Here is a 14552-nt window from a genome sequence, read left to right as displayed (position 1 = left end):
TGCTGGGAGCAAACCTCGTACCATAGAGAAGGAAGTTTTCTAACTTGCTGTTTTCCGTGCTGATATGATGTAAGAGACAAGATGCTCGACGGCGCGCTGGATAGGCGTTTGAAAAACTTGCCAGCGGACCGGCAAAATTTGCCGCGGCGATGAATCGTTCCCCGTCGTATGGTTCCGCCGAGCGCCGATTGACGGCCATTCATTACCATGGTAATTAACATCTATGGCACTCGCACAATCAAAAGTTACAGCCCAGGGTCAAATTTCCGTTCCTGCCGAGGTGCGACGAAAACTCGGCGTTGGTCCTGGCTCGGTTTTGGAGTGGGATGAGGAAGGCGACGCGGTCGTCGTTCGCAAAGCCGGACGGTACTCCTCGGAGGATATTCACCGAGCGGTCTTTCCCAAACGCTCCCCCGGCCCGAAGAAGTTGGAAGATTTCGATAAAGGGGTGCTGCGCTACATGAAAGCCAAGCATGCGCGCCGTTGACACGAATGTTTTGGTTCGTCTTGTCACGCGCGACGACGGGAAGCAGGTCGCCGCTGCGGAATCTTTCATTAGCAAAGGCGCGTGGGTATCGACGCTGGTCCTCATTGAGGCAACGTGGGTTCTTGCCGCCGTATACGAGCTCGCCCACCCGGAAATAGCGACCGCCGTCGAGATGCTCCTGCGTCACAGAGATCTTACGATCCAGGACTCCGGTACTGTCACCGCCGCGCTGGAGCACTACCGTCGCCGTCCAGCGCTGGGGTTCTCCGACTGTTTGATCCTCGAAGTAGCTCGGAAAGCCGGCCACGTTCCTTTGGGTACCTTTGACCGAGCTCTTGGAAAGCTCAAGGGAGCTGAAAGATTGTAGGCAGACCACACGGCGCGTTGAAGCTCTACAAAGGCACCGCCAATTCCCCGCGATCCGCGCCCCGAATTCAAAACGGCCACATTCCATGACGGCATCGTGCACGTATCCGCGCTCGCGCTGGAGCGCGCCAAGCTGAAGAGGTAGCGAGCGGGGTGGAGGGCTGGGTGTGAGTGGGAGCGGGGCCAGGTGTTGCAATTACACACTGTCGCAGCGCGAGATAGGAGCTTAGTAATGTCAGCGAGTTATATCGGATCCTGATTGCAAGTTAATCGATCGGCGAGAACAAGGAGTCATTGTCCCGGCACACGGGCAAATTTTGGTATCGGATTGCAAAAACAAAGATTGTAATGATTGTTATGTCAGACCCGATACCTATCGCAAAGAGGCGGGGAGATGGTCCAACAGAGCCACAGACATCATTACGTCCCAGAATGGTACCAGCGGAGATTTCTCGCACCAGGGCAAACATCTTTCAAGGTTTTGGATCTACAGCCGCCGAAGTTCACTAGAGGGGACGGCAGTAGTGCGTCTGGACGACAGATTTCAACAAAAGGGCCGAAATCCATCTTCTTCGAAAACGACCTTTACACCACGCGTTGGCTTGGAGCACCAAATGACGAAATTGAGCGAATGCTATTTGGCGCAATCGACCGCGACGGTAAGACGGCTATTGATGCCTATATCGCCGAAGATTGGGAGACCGTACATTCTACCTATGGATACATGTATGGGTTTATGGATGCTTTGAGATTGCGAACACCCAAAGGACTACACTTTGTAAAGTTCTTGACGCGTGCGAATAGTCAGGAAGAGTTGATGTATAGAATGCAGCGTATTCGTACTATGCATTGCGTGATGTGGACAGAAAGCGTTCTGGAGATCGTCTCGGCCGAAAACTCTTTCGTGAAATTCATTCTTTCGGATCATCCGGTGACCTTGTTTAACAGTCACGTCTTTCCTTCAGACCCCAGGATGGTCTGGACCCCTTGCTAGATTGGATTGGTACGCAAACCTTATTCCCGTTTGATCAACACAGACTTTTTATTCTTACTCACGTGGAATGGGCACAGAGTCCCGGGTCCATAAAAGCTAGGAAGCCTCGTACTAACCCACGGTATTTTGATTCTTCACGGGTTAACTATACCTTGTGTATCCGTGGACGAAAGCTAGCGGAACATGAGGTCCGAGAAGTGAATTACATTATCAAGTCACGCGCCCATCGTTATATTGCTGGCCGTAATGAAGAAGATCTATTCCCAGAACGCTATCTGAAAACCACAGCCTGGAACAAACTTGGCCGGTTTCTCTTGCCATCAAAACACGAGATAGGAGAGTTTGCCGCTAAGACGTACGTACGGATGAAAGATGGAAGCTACTATTTTCAAGATGAATTTGGGCGTCAGCCCAAAACACCTGAGGAATACGCGCAGAAAGTCGAAGAGGTAAAGGAATTAGAGGAAACATTCCGTATTGCGCTTGAAAAAGACCGGGCTAAGAAAAAAGATTCCGGTGAATAGGTCCCCTTTCTCTGACCCCCGGCTTTTCGCTGGCCAAGCTAGCCCCAGACGCTGACTTAAACTGTAGCCCTACGCGCGCCCAAAGCAAGAAGATTCTTATTGACGAATTTGTTGCCTTGGTGAAAGAATCCGGCTCTCGCGGGTAGGGGGCGAATGTGGATTAGCTAGCGCTCAAAAAAGGGGGTTTTATAAATGATTGAAACTATTCTGATCTCTGTCTTGTTATCAGCGGTAGTTGCCTTCCTTGTTTCTCGGCAATCGTCCAAGCAGACGCCGGAAGCCAATGCGCAGAAAGTGATCACGACCGAAAATCTAATAATCACCGACGGAGATGCAAGACCCCGGATGTTATTCCGTGGCGGTCCGGATGGGCCTAAGGCGATTTTAAACGATAAGAACGGAAAAGTTCGGCTGGGATTTGGAGTACATGAGACTATGGGGCCAGGTATTACACTTTACGATACGGAGGCAAATCCACAGGCGTCATTCCAAGTTGCTAAGGATGGCGCTGGCGTAACGCTTGCCGATAAGAACGGAAAAGTCCGGCTGGTATTTGTAGTAAATGACAGCACAGGACCAACTATTCTGATGTATGATGCGAAGGGAACTCTACAGGCGCAAATGAGCCAACAAGAAGCAGGTTATAAGTTCATCTTGCACGATGCGGAAGGGAAACCACGAGGAGTATTCGGCTCTAATGCAGAGGGGACCTCACTACAGTTCGCTGGACCCGACGGTAAGCTGAGAACGCTAATAGGCATGGATCAAGGAACCTCTGGTTTGAAAGTCTTCAATGAGAAGGGGGACCTACGAGCAGAGCTAGGGTATGATGTTAATTAATTGGGCCCAATTTCAAGCGATGACGCTTGGTTACCACAGTAGGCATTTTGCTCCGTTCTAGATGATTTAGTCGGTTTCCCTCTTGGTTGCAACACGTTCCGCTCAGTCCTAACGTGTGATGCCACCGAAGGCAAGCTTATTTATCACATGGTTCACTAGTCTCTCAAGACACATTTCTCGGCTAAGACAAAGCCCGTTGGCAACTTTCAGGGTCAGCCTCTCCGGCATCGGACTCTCACCGTCGCACGTTGCGTACTTGCGCAATTGCGCAACTTAGCAACATACACTGTTTCAGAAATTCCCTGAACGTGGTAAACGGGGCGGCGTGGAAGAAAAGAGCTACAGGCAATCGCGTCTGTGCCGCGTGTTTGGAAATCCCGTTGCCTTCGCGATCGTTGAGTTGCTGCTCGAGAACCGTGAGATGAGCCCGAGCCAGCGCGCGCGGGCGCTCAGCCGAAGCTTGTCGCGCATCAGCCATACGTTGGGCGCCTTACGCCTTGCCGAGGTTGTGCGATACGACAGCGACTCCAAAATGCGGGCCCTATACCGCTTGAAGCATCCGCGAGAAATCCGCCAAGTTCTCCGAGCGCTCTTCGCCTTTGTCGACTCCGCGTCGTCTTCCAGGTGATGTTGCGTACTTGCGCAACTTAGCAACAAACACCCTGGACGGGTCGGCTAATTTTTTTGCGGCGGGCCCTCGGGGAACTTAGGCAAGTCCGGATGCATGATGTCCCACATCTGAGCGCTGGAAATGAACATATCGAATCTCGGCTTGTGCCATGAAGGATCGTCGAGACTTGCGACCGGCTTCTATCCTTAGAGCCCGCCAGCGATCACTCATGCGTCAGAGAATCTAGCCTCGCAGTTTCGCCGGTTGTATACAAAGACGGAGGGTCGAATTATATTGGATCGTTGTGGGTGAATTGCTTTTATGGAGCACGCGAAACGGGCAAAGCATATTTCATTATGAAGAATAGGAGCCGTTCCGATGCCGACGATCGATGCCGATACGCATGTCGATGAGTCCGAAGACACCTGGAAGAAGTTGGAAGGCACGCCGTACGTAAAGTACACACCGGTAACCATTGAGATGCCGCCGGATGAAGCCAGACGGGCCGGCTATACCCCGACAAACAGCCGCTGCTGGGTGGTGGAAGGCAGGCTACAGAACCGCGCCATCCGCGACGACGTCAACCATCCGCCGCGCGTCCTGCGGGAGCTCGAGGACGTGCCGGGCCGTCTCGCGCACATGGACAAGATGGGCGTCGACGTGCAGGTTATCTTCCCGACCTTTTTCATCCGCTATAACACCCGTAACGCGGAGGCCGAATGGGCGTTGACCACCACCTACAATCGCTGGATTGCCGGGAAATGCGCGCAAACAAACGGGCGGCTCAGATGGGCGGCCGTGCTGCCGCTGCTTCGGCCCGACAAGGCGGTCGAAGAATTGTGTTGGGCGAAAGAGCACGGCGCCTCCGGCGTCTTCAAACGGGGATTCGATCTTGACAGGAAGGTAATCGACCCGCATTTCTTTCCGGTCTACGAGGAGGCGAGCGCGCTCGACCTGCCTCTGTGCATCCACACGGGCCATCCGCTTCCGGGTACCGAGTGGGACAGGGGCTTCCCGATCATCTACTCCTTCACCGCGCTGGTAAGCTCCGGCCTTGCAAAAAAATTCCCCAAACTCAGGTTCGGGCTCATCGAGTCGGGAGCTTCCTGGATTCCCTATGCGGTCTCGCAGTTGGGGGCGGTGAAACGCCAATCGCTGCGCGGTCGACAGAGCCGGTTGCCGCGCCTGTATGAACTGGAACCGGAATTGTTCCGCGCCAACCGGCTGTTCGTCACGATCGACCCGATCGACGATATCGAGTCGCTGCTGAAATTCGGTACCGAAGATAACCTGATGATCGGCACCGATTACAGCCACACCGACATCTCGGCCAACTTGAGCGCGCTGGACGAAGTCCGCGGCTGGGTGGACGAGGGCAGGATCACCAATGCTCAAGCCGACAAGATTCTTGGGACCAACTCCCGTGCGTTTTACAGCTTGTAGCTTAAGGAGGTCTGGCTATGAAACGGATTCTCGCTTCCGTCCTGCCGGTTCTTTTCGGCTTGGGCCTTTTTGCTTCCACGTCTGCGGCGCAAGCGCTGAAGGTCGGGATGACCTCGAAGACGCTGTTCTATCTTCCTTTCTACGCGGCGCAGAAGAGAGGGTTATACGCGGCGGAAGGCCTGAAGGTTGACTTGGTTTTGATCGGCCGGAGCGATGTTCAGCTCGCGGCGCTGCTCGCGGGGGAGATCGATTTCGGCAGCTTGAATGCCGACGCGACCATCGTCATCAATGAGAAAGGTGGAAATCTCAAGGTGATCGCCGGAGTGGACAACGCGGCTCCTTACGTTCTCGTTGGCGGCAAGGCGTACAAGAAGATCGAGGACCTCAAGGGCGCCAGGCTCGGGGTGTCGAGCCTGCGAGGCGGCGCGACTTCGATTTTGTTGGATTATCTCAAGAGCAAAGGGCTTGAGTACCCGCGCGACTTTGCCATGACCGTTATCTCGGGGGGCACCGCCGCGCGGTTGACGGCGCTGGAAACCGGGGCGCTCGCGGGCGCAGTGCTCGGTATTCCGTATTCGGATATCGCGATCGATCAGGGATTCAATCGGCTGGGCGATACGGTGGAAGCGATTCCCGTGTATCAATTCAACGGCCTCACGGTAAATCCTTTATGGGCGGAGAAGAACCGCGCCGCCGTGGTCAAATTTCTCAAGGCCCATATCCGGGCGCTCCGTTGGATTCACGAGCAGCCCGGGCAAGCGACGGAATTGTTCATCAGCGAAATGGGTGTCAAGCAACCTTATGCTCGAAGAGGAATAGACTACTTCACCAAAAACAAGGTCTTCCCGATCGACGGCGGCGTGATCCTCGAAGGATTGAAGGTGAACATCGAAGTTCAGGCCAGAGACGGTGTACTGAAAGAACCTTTACCGTCGCCGGAAAAATACGTCGACCAGAGCTACATCAAGCAAGCTCAGAAGGAATTAGGTCTTTAGCGGATTACTGCCACGAACATACGGCCGCGATCATGCAGCTTATATCGGGAAGGAATGCGCCCGGCATGCTTAGGTCGAGTCGGCGGATCGTTCTTGCCGCAATCTTTTACGGGTGCGCTCGACGGTCTCCGCAGAGAGACGCGGCGTATCCTTTGCCGGGACCGCAACAAGGAGCCGCCCTTTGCGTTCGAGCTTGACGGGCAACGGAGCGGGAGTAATGGCGATCGTGCCGTTCTCCCAACGAATATCGAGCGGCCCTCCCGGCTTCGCGGCGAATATCCTTCGGGATCACCAATCTGCCGGCGGGATCGATGGTCGTCTTCAGGGCACATAAAATACAATTGAATCTACCGTCGGACAATGGGTCTACTTTGCATCGTGAAAAATGATTCCCAAAGTGTATCTGCTGCCCGAGCGCACCGTGCTAACGCCGTGGCGCAGGTGGGCTCGGTAATAGCCGCGGGCGCCGCGGATCGGGCGATGGTCGACGGAGAAGATCACCGCATCGCCCTGGTTTGGAGCCAGCACTTCGATTCGCGATTGCCGGCGCGGCTGCTGCTCTGCCAGCACGAATTCACCGCCTGTATAATCCTTCTCTCGCTGGCTCAAAAAGAAAGTGACTTGAAAAGGAAAGAAAAGCTCGCCGTATAGATCTCGGTGCAGGCAATTAAAATCGCCCGGCCCGTACTTCAGCATTAACGGCGTCGGCCGTTTTTGTCCGGCGCGGTGGCATTGCCGGGTGAAGTCCGTTAATTCTTTCGGGTACTGCGGCTGCTTGCTCCCGAGCCGGTCGAGCCATTGATTGGCCAGCGGCGCCAGATGCGGATACATCGACGATCTCAACTGCTGCACGATCGGAGGCAGCGGGTATTTATAATATTTGTACTCGCCCCGGCCGAAAGCGTAACGGGACATGTCGATGCGCGAGCGAAATTGTTCGTCGTCGTCGTAACTCGCGGCGAGGGTTTCGCACTCGTCTTGCGAGAGCATGCCCTTGAGCAGCGCGAACCCGCGTTGATCAAGCTGAGCCACGGCCTGCTTCCAGTCAACGTCTAGCTTGAGACTTGTGCCGGAGGCCTCAGCCGCGCCTTCGTCTCCTTTGCATGTGAGTTGCTTCATGGGGGTAGTCAGATTCTCGTCGAACAATACCGACAAGACACATTACAAACGATAGTCCGCTCGCGACGGTTCGAGCCAAGTGGAGGCGGTCCCATCGGATTAAGAGCTCTACGGCGCGATCGGCAGACGGATCGATCGTCTTGAGCTGTTGGTTGACAGGGTCGATCACAAGGAAGGTGAACGGGATGACGCTGGCCAGCAGAACGGCACCGAACAGCCAGGCACGACCCGCGCCCAAGAGGTACGCACCCAGCGCTGCAATCGTTCCCATGATTGCGAGGCTCGCTTGCATGACCGAAGCCCGCGCGTACATCGGCGGAAAGAAACGCGCAGCGAACTCGCCTCCCGTCTCCAAAGCTGCCGGATGCTGCACCAGCGAGATGTAGAGAGCCGCTCCAAAGAAAACACCGCAGCACAAAGTTGCGAGAATTTGAGCTACCTCTCGAGCCATGCGAGTTCTCCTTCATCCTTAACTCTTCAGCCGATATCCCGTTTTGAAAATCCATCCTACTACTGCGAGACAGATCAAGAAAAATCCCAGCGTCATCCCCAGGCTTACGGCTACGCTCACGTCCGCCGTCTCATGGAAGCTCCAGCGGAAGCCGCTGATCAGATAGACGACCGGGTTGAACAAGGTGACGGTGCGCCACGGCGGCGGCAGCATGTCGATCGAATAGAAGGCGCCGCCGAGAAACGTGAGCGGCGTCACGATCAGCAGGGGAATGAACTGGAGCTGCTCGAAGCTCTTTGCCCAGACGCCGATAATGAAGCCGAACAGGCTGAAAGTCGCCGCCGTCAACATGAGAAAGGCGATCATCCAGACCGGGTGACGGATGTGAATCGGCACGAACAGCGACGCCGTGGCCAGGATGATCAGTCCCAGGACGATCGACTTCGTCGCCGCGGCCCCGACGTACGCGATGACGATCTCCACGTAGGAAATCGGCGCCGACAAGAGCTCGTAGATCGTGCCGGTGAACTTCGGGAAATAGATGCCGAACGAAGCGTTGGAGATGCTCTGGGTTAGGAGCGACAGCATAATCAGCCCCGGCACGATGAACGCGCCGTAAGCCACGCCGTCCACCTGGGCCATGCGCGAACCGATCGCGGCGCCGAAGACCACGAAATACAGCGAGGTGGTGATCACCGGTGTGACCACGCTTTGCAATAGCGTTCGCATGGCCCGCGCCATCTCGAACCTGTAGATGGCCCAGACGCCGGATGTGTTGAATACCGATGGCTTCGTTGCCGAGCTCATTTGCGTTCGCTCACCAAACTCACAAAGATGTCCTCCAGCGAGCTCTGCTGAGTATTCAGGTCCTTGAAGCCGATGCCGAGATCGCTCAAGCGCTTGAGCAGCGCCGGAACCCCCGTGCTCTCCTCGTTGCCGTCGAAGGTGTATTCCAGCTCGTGGCCGGCGGCTTTCAGCGCCAGGCGCCAGTCGCTCAGCTCCAACGGAATTGAAATCAACGGTTCCAGCAGATGGAGAGTCAACTGTTTCTTTCCGAGTTTTTTCATCAACTCGATTTTCTCTTCGACCACGATCAGCTCGCCCTTGTGGATCACGCCGATGCGGTCGGCCATCTCCTCGGCCTCGTCGATGTAGTGAGTGGTAAGGATGATGGTGACGCCGCCGTCGCGGAGCCGCCGCACCAGCGCCCACATGTCGCGGCGCAGCTCGACGTCCACGCCCGCCGTCGGCTCGTCGAGGAACAGAATCTCGGGCTCGTGCGCCAGCGCCTTAGCGATCAGCACGCGCCGCTTCATGCCGCCCGATAGCGTCATGATCTTGGCGTTGCGTTTCTCCCACAACGAGAGGTCGCGCAGGACTTTTTCGATGTGCGCCGGATTCGGCGGGTAGCCGAAAAGCCCGCGGCTGAAGCTCACCGTGGCCCACACGGTCTCGAACATGTCGGTGTGCAATTCCTGCGGCACCAGGCCGATCTTCGACCGGGCAGTGCGATACTCGCGGACGATGTCGTGGCCGGCGACGCTCACTGTTCCTCCCGACGCCGTGACGATGCCGCAGACGATGTTGATCAAGGTCGTCTTGCCGGCGCCGTTGGGACCCAGCAGGGCGAAAATCTCGCCCTTGCGAATTTCGAGGTCGACGCCTTTCAACGCCTGAAGTCCCGAAGCGTAGATCTTGGTCAGGTGCGATATGGAAATGATCGGCGGCGGCATCCGAGCGTCTCAGCGTGATCGCAGCGATGGTCCCATACAAAATGGTTCTTCCGGGTTTACGGTGAAGGACTATCCACCACAAAGACGCAGAGTTCGCATGGTTCGACCCTTCGGCTTCGCTCAGGGCAGGCTCCCTCGACCGCGCCTTTAGTCCCGAGCTTGTCGAGGGATCACCACGAGCGGAATTCTTCATAGCCGCGCATCCTGAGCTTAGTCGAAGGACGCGACCTCAGCGCCTCAGCCTTGAAAGTTGTGGCTGATCAGCCTGATGCTGATCCGCGGTGCAACATCCGATACCTTCATTACCACGAACTGGAACAGCGTTGGCCTGCTTACCCACACAAAAGCCTGAAGACCTTACAAAATAATGGTCGGATATTAAAGTCTGTGGGAGTCTCCGGGGAAAATCAAACGCCGGCATGGCCCCGTTGACACTTTTGCGGCTGGGAGGCAGACTTGATCGGATGACCCATTCGATTGGGCTCAGGGTCATGGTGAGGGAACTCGAACCATGATCGTGAGCGTCGGGGTGGACATGATCGAGGTCGCGCGCATCCAACGCGCCCTGGAGGACAGCGCGATCGGCAAGCGGTTTCGCGACCGGGTCTACACCGAAAGCGAGATCGCCTATTGCGAGACCAAAAAAGGCCGCGGCAAATATCAGAGCTACGCCGGCCGCTTCGCCGCCAAAGAGGCGGCGATGAAAGCGCTCGGCGCAGGATGGGGCTCAAGGGTGAGCTGGTTGAATATCGAAGTCGTGCGCGGGCCGCGAGGTAAGCCCGAGATCGCGCTGCACAACCATACGTCCGCGTTCGCGGAAAAAATCGGCATCCGCCGTTTATTGGTCTCGATCACACACACGAACGATCATGCGCTCGCCTATGTTCTGGCGCAAGATGATTGACAGGCCGGCCACAAAGGCCCATCGGCATAGCCGGCCCCGGGAGCATCTCTCCGGTCCGATGCGATACAGTTTGGTTACGCTGTCTCGAAGAGCGGATAGTATTTTAGGGGTACGCTTGATGCTTCACGTCCCACGCATCGGACCTTCGAGACACTCCCAAGGCCGGCGTTATAATAGTTGCGCTCGAATCGCGACAATCTTGACGCTCGCCGGTGGCGAGCTATGCGACGTACTGAAAAAAGTACGCCTGCGCTCGGGATTCTTCGCGCGCCTTCTAGCTGGAACCTTTCTGACCGGCCTGGAGTGGTCTTTCAACAACCAGTAGGACGCACGAGGTTATTTTTTTTGGCGGGGAGGACGAAGATCGTCGCCAAAGCCCAGATGCCGAAGAAGAGACCGGCCGCGGTCCAAATTTTTTTGCTCCGGCCGCTTTGGCCGGCGATCAGGCCGCAGAGAATGGCGTCGAGAACGTGTACGAGAGCCGTCGTGCGAAACAGTGTCGTCGCATCGAGGTCCGGTCGAATGAAATAAACGCCGGAGAGATAACCCAAAATCGCGTGAAAGTTCATCGGCTCTTGACGCTCCCTTCGCGGGCTTACTATACTCAGCCTCCGCAGAAATAGGAAGCATGGCCATGGCCGTAAGAACCATACGATGGAATAACAACCATGTCGTCATGCTCGACCAGCGGCTCCTTCCCAACAAAGAGATCTACCGCACCTACCGCGACTACGAGGGCGTTGCCCAGGCGATCCGCGACATGGTGGTGCGCGGCGCGCCGGCCATCGGTGTGGCGGCGGCGATGGGCGTGGCGCTGGGGGCGCTGTGGGTGAAGGGGAGAAATTTCGACCGCGAGATCGAGCGCATCTTCCGCACGATGGAAAAAACCCGGCCGACGGCGGTCAATCTTTTCTGGGCGCTCGAGCGGATGCGCCGCATCTATACCGAAACACGAAGCCAGGGAGTCGAAGTCGTCAAACAACTCTTGAAAAACGAGGCGGTTAAAATTTACCAGGAGGATATCGCCGCCAACCGGCAGCTCGGAAAATTCGGCGCCAAGCTGCTCGGCAACTCCTTGCATATTATGACGCACTGCAACGCGGGGGCGCTGGCCACGGCGGGATACGGCACGGCGCTCGGCGTCGTGCGCGCGATGAAAGAGGCCGGGAAAAACGTCGAAGTCCTGGCCAACGAGACCCGGCCGTTTCTTCAAGGCGCGCGGCTCACGGCCTGGGAGCTCAAGAAAGATAAAATTCCCGTGACGCTTCTCGGCGACAGCATGGTGGGTTACGCGATGCAGAAAGGCAAAGTCGACGCGGTCGTCGTCGGCGCGGATCGGATCGCGGCCAACGGCGACGTGGCCAACAAGATCGGGACCTACGGCATCGCCGTCATGGCGCGGCGCCACAACATTCCATTTTACGTGGCCGCGCCGACTTCCACGATCGACGGCAAATGTCCTTCGGGCGCGGAGGTGCCGATCGAGCAGAGGGATCCGCGCGAAATCTCCCACATCTTCGGCCGCGCCATCACCCCGCGCGGAGTCCGCATTCTCAACCCCGGGTTCGACGTCACGCACCATGACCTGGTCACGGCGATCATCACGGAGAAGGGCGTGATCACGCCGCCCTTCGCGCAGAACATCCGTCCCTATGTCCGACACTCGTAACACGCGGGAGCTCGAGGAGTTTTTTCACAACTCGGGCAAGCCGCGCCCCAAGTGGCGCGTCGGCACGGAGTACGAGAAGATCGGCATCCGGCGCGACAGCGCCAGGGCAATTTCCTATTCCGGCCCCGGCGGCGTCGAGGCGATTCTCAAGGCGCTGATCGAGGAATACAACTGGCAGCCGATCGAAGAGGACGGGCACGTCATCGCGCTCGAACGGGGCAACGCGCAAATCACTCTGGAGCCGGGCGGGCAGATCGAGCTCAGTGGCGAGCCCTGCGAGACCATCCACTGCACCGAGGCCGAGTTCACGCAGCACCGGCGCGAGCTGCTGGAGGTGTCCAAGCGGATGAACGTCGTCTTTCTCGGCCTCGGCATCCAGCCGGTAAGCACGGTGGAAGAGATCGAGTGGGTGCCGAAGAAGCGCTACCGCATCATGGGACCGTACATGCCGAAGGTCGGCACCTTGGGGCAGCGGATGATGAAGCAGACCGCGACGGTCCAGGCCAACATCGACTACAGCGACGAAAAAGAGGCGATGGCGAAATTTAAAACTGCAATGGCGCTGGCGCCGCTCATCACGGCGATGTTCGCCAACTCGCCGATCTCCGAGGGGCGGCTGAACGGCTATAAAAGTTTTCGCGGCCACATCTGGACGGACACGGACAAAGCGCGCTGCGGCTTGCTGCGCTTCGCTTTCGACCCGGGCGTCTCTTTCGCGCACTACGTCGAGTACGCGCTCGACGTGCCGATGTATTTGATCATCCGCGACGGCAAGTATGTCGACTTTGCCGGCGTTCCGTTCCGCCGCTTCTGGACCTACGGCCACGAGGGACACACCGCGACGATCGAGGACTGGGAGCTGCATTTGACCACGCTTTTTCCCGAGGTGAGGATCAAGCGCTACATGGAGGTGCGCTCCGCGGACAGCCAGCCGCCGGAGCTGATGCCGGCCTTGCCCGCGCTCATCAAGGGGACGCTCTACGATTCCGACTGCCTCCAGGCGGCGTGGGATCTCGTCAAAGATTACTCCTGGGATGAACGGATGCAGTTCTATCACGACTCGCACCGCCACGCTCTCGCGGCGCGCGTGCGCAAGTTCTCGGCCGCCGATCTCGCCAAAGAGCTGATTCAGATCGCCTGGGAAGGCCTCAAACGCCAGGCGGCGCTGAACGAGAACGGCGAAGACGAGACGATGTACTTGAAGCCGCTTCGCGATTTGGTGGTGCAAGGAAAATGCCCCGCCGATCTCCTCGTCGAAAAGTGGGAAGGCGAACTTCAGCACGATATCAAGAAGCTCATCGACTACAGCGCCTACCGGCTGCCCTGAATCTCTTCGACGATTTTTTCGTGCGGCCCGCCGATCGAATTTTCCAGCTCTTTCTCCCGCGCGCCGGAAAAGGCTTTCAGTGTCCGGCGCTTGAGCTTCTGGATTCGCCCATAGCTTTGCTCGACGCGCTCGCGTAGCGCTTCGTCGCGCTCGGCCTCGCGGCAGAGAAAATCGAAAGCCGTGACGGCGCGATTGATTTCATGGCCGAAAAGAAGCACGTCGATGCCGGCATGCACTGCGAGCCGGGCCGTCTCTTCGACGGAATAATTGTCGCCGATCGCCTTCATCTCCAGGTCGTCGCTGAAAACGACGCCGTCATATCCCAGCTCGCCGCGCAGCAGGTTGCCAATGATTCGATCAGAAAGCGTCGCCGGGAATTTTTCATCGAGCGCCGGATAGAGGACGTGGGCGGTCATCAGCGTTTCCACCTGGTTGCGGCAGGCGCAAACGAAGGGAGGAAGCTCGACCGATCTCAGCTCGTCGAGACTTTTTTTCACCACCGGAAGCTCGACGTGCGAATCCTCCGCCGTGTCGCCGTGGCCGGGAAAATGCTTGACGCAGGGGATAACGCCGCCTTCTCTCAAGCCGCGAATGACTTCCCGGCCGAGCCGCGTGACTACTTCGGGATCGGAGCTAAGCGAGCGGTCGCCGATGATCGGATTGTTTGGGTTCGAGCGGACGTCGAGAACCGGAGCGAAGTCGAGATTGATGCCCACGGCCGACAGCTCGCGCGCCATCGCTAAGCCGGTGCGATAGGCAAGGTCGGTATTGCCAGCGCGGCCGAGGTCGGCCGCGGCCGGAAAATGGGTGAACGGCGGCGGCAGCCTGTGGACGCGCCCGCCTTCCTGATCGATGGAGATCAACGGCGGGACCGCCCCGCTTGTTTGCCAGAGAGAGCGGCAGAGAGAAAGAATCTGCTTCGGGGTTTTCAAGTTGTGGCTGAAAAAAATGAAGCCGCCGAAAGGATAATCTTGGAACAGCTTCCGTTCCCCCGCGCCGATCTCGTTCGCCGTGAAACCGACCATGAACATCTGGCCGATTTTTTTTCTCAGCTCTGACACGCGGTGGACTATAACATAAAGGACCGATG

At 57.2% G+C, this 14552-nt stretch carries 17 protein-coding genes; 11 read left to right on the top strand and 6 right to left on the bottom strand.

Going from position 1 to position 14552, the window contains the following annotated elements; translation table 11 throughout:
• The first annotated feature begins 223 nt into the window (after positions 1-223).
• The 8 genes from VGL70_24290 (at position 224) to VGL70_24255 (ending at position 6259) form a co-directional block, all read left to right on the top strand.
• Complete coding sequence (locus VGL70_24290) at positions 224-487, top strand: AbrB/MazE/SpoVT family DNA-binding domain-containing protein (protein HEY3306653.1); 264 nt, start codon at positions 224-226, stop codon at positions 485-487.
• Positions 474-854, top strand: coding sequence for a type II toxin-antitoxin system VapC family toxin (locus tag VGL70_24285; GenBank protein HEY3306652.1), 381 nt, complete (start codon positions 474-476; stop codon positions 852-854). The genes VGL70_24290 and VGL70_24285 overlap by 14 nt, the downstream gene beginning before the upstream one ends.
• Before the next feature lie 393 nt (positions 855-1247).
• A complete protein-coding gene (locus tag VGL70_24280; GenBank protein HEY3306651.1) occupies positions 1248-1847 on the top strand; it encodes a DUF4238 domain-containing protein in 600 nt (199 codons plus the stop codon).
• 197 nt (positions 1848-2044) lie between these two features.
• The gene (locus VGL70_24275; protein ID HEY3306650.1) at positions 2045-2371 is read left to right on the top strand and encodes a hypothetical protein; all 327 of its coding nucleotides are present in this window, start codon (positions 2045-2047) and stop codon (positions 2369-2371) included.
• A 192-nt stretch (positions 2372-2563) separates the two neighbouring features.
• A complete protein-coding gene (locus tag VGL70_24270; GenBank protein HEY3306649.1) occupies positions 2564-3211 on the top strand; it encodes a hypothetical protein in 648 nt (215 codons plus the stop codon).
• 325 nt (positions 3212-3536) lie between these two features.
• Positions 3537-3839 (top strand): winged helix-turn-helix domain-containing protein, encoded by a 303-nt coding sequence (locus VGL70_24265; protein HEY3306648.1) that lies wholly within the window; start codon positions 3537-3539, stop codon positions 3837-3839.
• A gap of 360 nt (positions 3840-4199) precedes the next feature.
• The gene (locus VGL70_24260; protein ID HEY3306647.1) at positions 4200-5264 is read left to right on the top strand and encodes an amidohydrolase family protein; all 1065 of its coding nucleotides are present in this window, start codon (positions 4200-4202) and stop codon (positions 5262-5264) included.
• Between the two features lie 17 nt (positions 5265-5281).
• On the top strand, positions 5282-6259 hold the full coding sequence (locus tag VGL70_24255; GenBank protein HEY3306646.1) for an ABC transporter substrate-binding protein: 978 nt from the start codon (positions 5282-5284) through the stop codon (positions 6257-6259).
• Positions 6260-6625: 366 nt separating this feature from the next.
• Here VGL70_24255 and VGL70_24250 read toward each other — a convergent pair whose 3' ends face one another.
• From VGL70_24250 to VGL70_24235, 4 genes are read right to left on the bottom strand one after another with little or no spacing between them, the layout of a single operon-like run.
• Positions 6626-7378 carry a 2OG-Fe(II) oxygenase gene (locus VGL70_24250; GenBank protein ID HEY3306645.1) on the bottom strand — a complete coding sequence of 251 codons (753 nt, stop codon included), beginning with the start codon at positions 7376-7378 and terminating at the stop codon, positions 6626-6628.
• Positions 7338-7829, bottom strand: a complete 492-nt coding sequence (locus tag VGL70_24245; protein ID HEY3306644.1) for a DUF1772 domain-containing protein — start codon at positions 7827-7829, stop codon at positions 7338-7340. Before VGL70_24245 ends, VGL70_24250 begins: the two co-directional genes overlap by 41 nt.
• An 18-nt stretch (positions 7830-7847) precedes the next feature.
• Positions 7848-8636, bottom strand: a complete 789-nt coding sequence (locus tag VGL70_24240; protein ID HEY3306643.1) for an ABC transporter permease — start codon at positions 8634-8636, stop codon at positions 7848-7850.
• Positions 8633-9562, bottom strand: coding sequence for an ABC transporter ATP-binding protein (locus VGL70_24235; protein HEY3306642.1), 930 nt, complete (start codon positions 9560-9562; stop codon positions 8633-8635). The genes VGL70_24240 and VGL70_24235 overlap by 4 nt, the downstream gene beginning before the upstream one ends.
• Positions 9563-10073: 511 nt before the next feature.
• On the opposite strand from VGL70_24235, the gene acpS reads away from it, so the two are divergent.
• Entirely contained in the window at positions 10074-10466 is a 393-nt protein-coding gene (gene acpS / locus VGL70_24230) for a holo-ACP synthase (protein HEY3306641.1), read from the top strand.
• 311 nt (positions 10467-10777) lie between these two features.
• On the opposite strand, the gene VGL70_24225 is transcribed toward acpS, so the two are convergent.
• Positions 10778-11035 carry a hypothetical protein gene (locus tag VGL70_24225; protein HEY3306640.1) on the bottom strand — a complete coding sequence of 86 codons (258 nt, stop codon included), beginning with the start codon at positions 11033-11035 and terminating at the stop codon, positions 10778-10780.
• A gap of 65 nt (positions 11036-11100) precedes the next feature.
• Here VGL70_24225 and mtnA point away from each other — a divergent pair, with 65 nt between their 5' ends.
• Positions 11101-12135, top strand: coding sequence for an S-methyl-5-thioribose-1-phosphate isomerase (gene mtnA, locus VGL70_24220; GenBank protein ID HEY3306639.1), 1035 nt, complete (start codon positions 11101-11103; stop codon positions 12133-12135).
• Positions 12119-13462: a glutamate--cysteine ligase gene (locus VGL70_24215; GenBank protein HEY3306638.1), complete on the top strand. Its 1344-nt coding sequence runs from the start codon at positions 12119-12121 to the stop codon at positions 13460-13462. Before mtnA ends, VGL70_24215 begins: the two co-directional genes overlap by 17 nt.
• On the opposite strand, the gene nagZ is transcribed toward VGL70_24215, so the two are convergent.
• The gene (gene nagZ, locus VGL70_24210; GenBank protein ID HEY3306637.1) at positions 13447-14523 is read right to left on the bottom strand and encodes a beta-N-acetylhexosaminidase; all 1077 of its coding nucleotides are present in this window, start codon (positions 14521-14523) and stop codon (positions 13447-13449) included. The genes VGL70_24215 and nagZ overlap by 16 nt on opposite strands.
• Between the last annotated feature and the right edge of the window lie 29 nt (positions 14524-14552).

The organism is Candidatus Binatia bacterium (assembly GCA_036504975.1).
Taxonomy (GTDB): Bacteria; Desulfobacterota; Binatia; order UBA9968; family UBA9968; genus JAJPJQ01.
This window is presented reverse-complemented; position numbering and strand designations above follow the sequence as displayed.

Bases quoted from the DNA above. Each gene is read 5' to 3' on its own strand.
- VGL70_24290 (HEY3306653.1), top strand. From the start codon at position 224: ATGGCACTCGCACAATCAAAAGTTACAGCCCAGGGTCAAATTTCCGTT.
- VGL70_24285 (HEY3306652.1), top strand. From the start codon at position 474: ATGCGCGCCGTTGACACGAATGTTTTGGTTCGTCTTGTCACGCGCGAC.
- VGL70_24280 (HEY3306651.1), top strand. From the start codon at position 1,248: ATGGTCCAACAGAGCCACAGACATCATTACGTCCCAGAATGGTACCAG.
- VGL70_24270 (HEY3306649.1), top strand. From the start codon at position 2,564: ATGATTGAAACTATTCTGATCTCTGTCTTGTTATCAGCGGTAGTTGCC.
- VGL70_24260 (HEY3306647.1), top strand. From the start codon at position 4,200: ATGCCGACGATCGATGCCGATACGCATGTCGATGAGTCCGAAGACACC.
- VGL70_24255 (HEY3306646.1), top strand. From the start codon at position 5,282: ATGAAACGGATTCTCGCTTCCGTCCTGCCGGTTCTTTTCGGCTTGGGC.
- VGL70_24250 (HEY3306645.1), bottom strand. From the start codon at position 7,378: ATGAAGCAACTCACATGCAAAGGAGACGAAGGCGCGGCTGAGGCCTCC.
- VGL70_24245 (HEY3306644.1), bottom strand. From the start codon at position 7,829: ATGGCTCGAGAGGTAGCTCAAATTCTCGCAACTTTGTGCTGCGGTGTT.
- VGL70_24240 (HEY3306643.1), bottom strand. From the start codon at position 8,636: ATGAGCTCGGCAACGAAGCCATCGGTATTCAACACATCCGGCGTCTGG.
- VGL70_24235 (HEY3306642.1), bottom strand. From the start codon at position 9,562: ATGCCGCCGCCGATCATTTCCATATCGCACCTGACCAAGATCTACGCT.
- acpS (HEY3306641.1), top strand. From the start codon at position 10,074: ATGATCGTGAGCGTCGGGGTGGACATGATCGAGGTCGCGCGCATCCAA.
- VGL70_24225 (HEY3306640.1), bottom strand. From the start codon at position 11,035: ATGAACTTTCACGCGATTTTGGGTTATCTCTCCGGCGTTTATTTCATT.
- mtnA (HEY3306639.1), top strand. From the start codon at position 11,101: ATGGCCGTAAGAACCATACGATGGAATAACAACCATGTCGTCATGCTC.
- VGL70_24215 (HEY3306638.1), top strand. From the start codon at position 12,119: ATGTCCGACACTCGTAACACGCGGGAGCTCGAGGAGTTTTTTCACAAC.